The organism is Mesorhizobium sp. M7A.F.Ca.ET.027.03.2.1, assembly GCF_003999175.1.
GTDB lineage: Bacteria > Pseudomonadota > Alphaproteobacteria > Rhizobiales > Rhizobiaceae > Mesorhizobium.
The window spans coordinates 1-2,569 of sequence record NZ_RZOM01000899.1 but is presented as its reverse complement, the minus strand read 5'-3'; the positions used below and the strand labels follow the sequence as shown (position 1 = coordinate 2,569).

General features: G+C 62.2%; 5 protein-coding genes. 4 read left to right on the top strand and 1 reads right to left on the bottom strand.

Annotated elements, in window-relative coordinates; translation table 11 throughout:
• The 3 genes from EN750_RS28670 to EN750_RS28660 all read left to right on the top strand — a co-directional run.
• On the top strand, positions 1-500 hold a 500-nt coding region (locus EN750_RS28670), incomplete at its 5' end, for a glutathione S-transferase family protein (protein WP_145967994.1).
• Positions 497-904, top strand: a complete 408-nt coding sequence (locus EN750_RS28665) for a hypothetical protein (RefSeq protein WP_127398768.1) — start codon at positions 497-499, stop codon at positions 902-904. The genes EN750_RS28670 and EN750_RS28665, both read left to right, overlap by 4 nt.
• A gap of 3 nt (positions 905-907) precedes the next feature.
• The gene (locus EN750_RS28660) at positions 908-1,549 is read left to right on the top strand and encodes a Pr6Pr family membrane protein (protein ID WP_127398767.1); all 642 of its coding nucleotides are present in this window, start codon (positions 908-910) and stop codon (positions 1,547-1,549) included.
• A 76-nt stretch (positions 1,550-1,625) separates the two neighbouring features.
• Here EN750_RS28660 and EN750_RS41035 read toward each other — a convergent pair whose 3' ends face one another.
• Entirely contained in the window at positions 1,626-1,766 is a 141-nt protein-coding gene (locus EN750_RS41035; protein ID WP_245482838.1) for a DUF1127 domain-containing protein, read from the bottom strand.
• Positions 1,767-1,970: 204 nt separating this feature from the next.
• On the opposite strand from EN750_RS41035, the gene EN750_RS28650 reads away from it, so the two are divergent.
• Positions 1,971-2,569: GntR family transcriptional regulator (locus tag EN750_RS28650; RefSeq protein ID WP_127398765.1), on the top strand; the 599-nt coding region annotated here is incomplete at its 3' end.

Sequence of the window (2,569 nt, the reverse complement as noted above, 5' to 3'; positions counted from 1 at the left end):
GCTCGGGCGAGACGATCGTCGAATCGGTGGTCATCGCCGAATATCTCGAGGAACGGTTTCCGGAACCGGCGCTGCTGCCGCCCGATTCCAAGGATCGCGCGCTGGTGCGTATGTTCGCCCGCATCACCGATCTCGATGTGCTGACCCCGATGATGAAGCTTTTCGAGCTTCATTTCGTGCCGAAGCGCAACAATGTCGAGATCGACGCCCAATTTGCCCGCCTGCATCATGGACTGGCGGCGATCGAGGCGCGCATGGCGCAAGGGCCCTTCGCACTCGGCGACGACATCAGCTTCGCCGATGCCTGGCTGACGCCGACACGGTTCATCTTCAACAATTTCCGCGCCATGACGGGACGCCACGACCTGCTCGACGCCTATCCCAAATTCGACGCCTACCAGCAGATCGCCTCGCAACATCCGGCATTGTCGCGTGTGTGGGGCGAGATGACCGATGGTTTGAAGATTTTTCTGTCCGAACTCGAGATGGGTGCCGCTTGATCAGACGCAAGACGATCGCGCTGGTCGCCGCGGCGGGCTTTGTGCTGGCATCCTGCCAGTCGACGCCAAAGAGCACGCCTGTCCCTTCGGGCAAAAGTGCCTCGCTGCTGGCCATGGAACAAGTGGCGATCGCTGCCCACAAATGCTGGATTGCCAGCAAGGACCCGGCCTTCAAACCGTATCAGATGGCCAATGAGCTGAATTCGTTCAGCGGCACGCCTCGTTTCCTGCTGGTGCCGGCCAAGCACTATGGCGGCAAACCTTTGCTGGTCGTGCAGGCGCAAGGCAATTCAAGCCGCGTCGACGTCTTCGGACCGCTGATGAACGATCCGCTCGGCGCCCGCATCGGCTCCGACATTGCGCGCTGGCAGGCCGGCAATCCGGCCTGCGCCGCGACGGCCTAGCCCATGGGCCGGTTCCTGCAGATTGTGGGACTGGTCGTCGGTCTGGCCGGGCTCATCCTGCAGTTCTGCATCAGCATTCCGGCGTCGATGGAAGCCGGCCGCAGCCTGCTCGGCTCCATCATTTTCGTCTTCAGCTTCTTCACCATCCTGACCAACATCGGCGCGGTGCTGGTTCATACCTCGCTGCTGTCTCCCTCCGGCTATGCGTGGTTGCCCGCCTTCGCCGGGCCGCGAATGCGCGCGGGCGTGGCGGTTTCGATCGCGCTGGTGTTCATCGTCTATGCCACGGTTCTGGCACGGCTCTGGCAGCCGCAGGGCCTGTTCCTGCTCTGCGACGTCCTGCTGCATTATGTGACGCCGGTGCTGTTCGTGCTGTGGTGGTTGATATCGGGCGCTGACGGCAGGACGCGCTGGAGCGACATTTCCTGGTGGGTGATCTATCCCATCGCTTATCTGGTCTATGCGCTGGTGCGGGCGCCGTTTGCCGGCGAGGTGCCCTACCCTTTCCTGGACATCGCCAAGAACGGCGCGACCAGCGTCGTCATCTCAGCCGCAGCCATCACCGGACTTTTCCTCGTGCTGTGCGTGGTCGCCGTCCTTGCGGACCATGCCGTTGCACGCACCAGGGCATCGAGCGTCCGTTAGAACTGTACGGACGTCCTGTCCGCATTTCCCAGGACCATTATCTCCCAAAGCCCGGTTCCCGCTTTTGGGGTCACAGTCAGTCCCAGAACGGCCTGATGCCCTCGCGGTGGGCGTCGCAGCGCGTGACGCCGATATCCTTGAGCTGGTCGTCGGTCATCTCCAGCAGCGCCAACCGGCTGCGGCGGCGATCCAGCAGGTTGTCGATCCATCTTGCCATCGACCTCAGCACGCGCACAAGACGGCTGACAAAACCGCGCTGAGCCGATGGACGTGTGGATTGGCCTGATAATGCAGCGCTCGAATGACGTATTGTCGCGATTGTATTCATTTTCTATCTGCCGAAGTCCTAAATTGTACCCTTTTTTTCACGCGACTGGTATGTATTGACTCATCTATCGGTGCAATATAGAAAATTGTCACCATGACAACTTGGCTTCCCGATCTCACCACCGGCTCCGGGCCGCTGTATCAGCGCCTGGCGGATTCCATCGAAACGGACATCGATCGGGGCGTGATCGCTGCCGGCGCAAAGCTACCGCCGCAGCGCGACCTCGCCTACGACATCGGCACCACCGTCGGCACGGTCGGCCGGGCCTATCAATTGCTGCGCGAGCGTGGGCTGGTGAGCGGCGAAGTCGGGCGTGGAACCTATGTGCTCGGCCAGCGCGCGAAGCCGGATTTTCCGGCTCCGGACGTCGGCGGCGAAGGCACGCGCTATATCGATGCGCCTAAGGGCAAGCTGCGTTTCGACAGCACCGCAGCACCTGATATCGGCCAGGGCGACATTGTCGCCGGAGTCCTGTCGCGCACGGCGCAGGACCATCCGCATGAGATCTCGAGCTACACGCGGGACTTCCCCGACCGATGGTACGAAGCCGGCGCCCGCTGGTTGGCGCGCAATTCGTTTCGCCCGAATGCCGACACCATCGTTCCCACGCTCGGCACCCATGCGGCGGTGATGGCGGCGATCGCGGCGCTCACCATGCCTGGCGACTATATTGCCTTCGAGCACCTCACCTA